At 56.5% G+C, this 2,501-nt stretch carries 1 protein-coding gene; it reads right to left on the bottom strand.

Annotated features, from left to right (window positions below; all coding sequences use genetic code 11):
• Nucleotides 1–558: 558 nt before the first annotated feature.
• Nucleotides 559–1,914 carry a linear amide C-N hydrolase gene (locus BWR02_RS20730; RefSeq protein ID WP_139559816.1) on the bottom strand — a complete coding sequence of 452 codons (1,356 nt, stop codon included), beginning with the start codon at nucleotides 1,912–1,914 and terminating at the stop codon, nucleotides 559–561.
• Nucleotides 1,915–2,501: the final 587 nt, after the last annotated feature.

Genomic DNA, 2,501 nt, shown 5'->3' with positions numbered 1-2,501 from the left:
CAACACACCATGACAGAGCACAGCGTCGGGATGGACCCATTACCCGGACTGACTGCAGACTGAAGAACTCATCTGAGCCGGAGTTCGCCCCCGAAAATTACACCACCTTGACGGACGCTACCCGGCCGCCGGAGCGGACAGCGCATTCCACTGCTGCAGGTATGAGCTCCGCACCATCCCCCAAAGGCGTCGGCGGCCGCACGCGTCGGCCGGACTTCGGCCCGCCCGGCTCTAGCACTGCCATCAGCGCTTTTCACGACACCACCTGCACTGTCGTTGCCGGAAGCTTCAAACCGGAGCGTTTGCTTCTTTTTCGCATGATGCGTCGGTGAGGCTGAAGTGATCGGATTCATGGGTTAGTTTTTTTGTTCGTTATCGGCACTTCAGCCTCGTAAGCGGTGTCCTCGGGGTGGAGCACCGCGAGAGAACTCCGAGACAGCCATCCTGGCCTTGTTCCTTATGGGAAACCCTGAGTGAATCAGAGCTTCCCTGGAAAGGGACGACCCCCCCCGGAATTTCTTCGTTTCAGATTGGCCCGGACCCAGGGTATGCCCGAAATCACGGGCCAACTGCCGTCGACGGCGGTTTAGGCAGTTTGGAGGCAAACATGTCCGTCACGTCTTGGTAATAGATCAACTTATAGTCTTCAAGGTCGGGACGTGGGTCGACGAACAGTTTCTTGCTGTAACTTGCAGGATTGCCTTTGAACAAGTCAGCTAAATGGATGCGTCGCAACGCCGGATTGTAGACACCCCTGACATAGAGATTTAGGTTTGAGTGATCCCGTATTACGGTGAACTGGGTATGGAAATAGATCCCTGTCTTGTATCCGAGAAAGGTGACTGGCGCCTCGCCGTAGACTTCCTCCACGCGAGCCATGATCCGGTTGGCCAATTGAACCCGCCAAAGCCTTGGGGTCAACGTTTTCATTGGATCTGGATAGACCGGCCAGTATTCATGGACGTCCTTCGTGATTGCGCTGCTGAGCTTCTTTGTGGTGATGAAGCGGGAGCCGGATGAGGAGTCACCCGGTAGCAGATTCATGAATGGCTGAGTCAGATCGGAATCGACTTCCTTGAAATGATTGGTGGATGTGAGTCGCCTGAAGTCGGGGTTTCTGAGTGCGGAGAGTTGGTCAGGCAGGGGAGGCTCGTTCGTGAGGACGTGATGGCTGTCTGTTCGTGCGTAGATGAATTGCTGCTTGTCGTGCCATTCGATAACGGCCGAGTGGTTTCTCGCGTCATGTAGTACCAGGTGTAACCCAAGTGGGATCTCGATGGATAAGGGCTTGAAGTTCAGGCCCTCGCCCCAAACGACTGGGCGAGGGTTTTCCTCGAAAAGGTTCACCGCGCAACGGACGCTGTCGCACATTGAAAGGACAAAGTTGACCACAAATTGAACGGAGAGATTGCGGTCACCCTCCTGTGGCTCTGGGTATTGGCTTTTGCTATCTTCCTTTAATGGCCACGCATCCTCCAGCCAGAGCATGGCAGCGGAGAGGCCCTTTTCGTTCATCCCGTCAAAATATCGTCCGTTTCCCTTCACGATGCCTGGTGCACCACTGAAGCCCACGAGGTTATAGAGACTGGTCCAGTGCATTGGCTGCTTATTCTTCTGTCGCGGATTGGTTGCCGTCACCGTCTGGCCTTTCGCCTGATTTTCCATATACCAGGCCAGGTTCGGATCGAAATCCATGGTCCGTGCAGAAATTGCGGAGGCATCAATCTCTTCGCTTGGTACCGTCGTGGTCCGTACGATTTTTTTGAATCCGGGAGGGGGCGGCAGCATGATGTCGCTGCAGGCGCGCCCGGTCGTTGAGGCTGCTGCCAAGATCAGGGTACATACGGCCGACAGCGCCGCTTTGATGGCTCTGCGGGTTATCGCTCTTGGCGCCGTCACTGTTGATGATTTCATTGGATACTCCTGCGCGCGGGTGAAAGTATGTCCTGGGTTCGATCTGCGACTCGACAACACGCTTGGCTCGCCAAAGTATAGAAATTGCTGGCATCGCCATCGCGAGTCTTTGGCTGTGGTGCTTGTCGCCACGGTGGGCGACACTACAGACGCCGTGGTCGGTTCGTCTCCGTGCCGCAAAGCCTCGCTGCTGCACTGCCGCAGTGTGTCACCGAGCCTTCCATCTTCCGGCGTGTCGAATCCGCCCTATCCTTGAGTTACCGCCGGAAATCAATCTCGCTCGGCGGAATCACTTCAGAACGCGAGTCACCGCCACGGCTTCCTCCTCCGGCCGTGGCGGCAACGGTCCACCCTTCCTAGCCACCCGACGCCCCCCCGACGTGTCGGCGTGATTCTGTGATCCAAGTCGCAAAAATTCCTCTCGAGTTTTCCGCACGCGTGCCGATCCATAGCACGAACCGAACAGAAAACTGTGACCGACTTGGGGAGACTCACATGGACGCCATCACTGACAACACGGCCGACCTCTTTGAGCAGGACGTTGCCGTAACGGCTTTCGCGCCGGAACCGATCAGCGAGACGGTCGA

This window comes from Methylotetracoccus oryzae (assembly GCF_006175985.1).
Taxonomy (GTDB): domain Bacteria; phylum Pseudomonadota; class Gammaproteobacteria; order Methylococcales; family Methylococcaceae; genus Methylotetracoccus; species Methylotetracoccus oryzae.
This window is presented reverse-complemented; position numbering and strand designations above follow the sequence as displayed.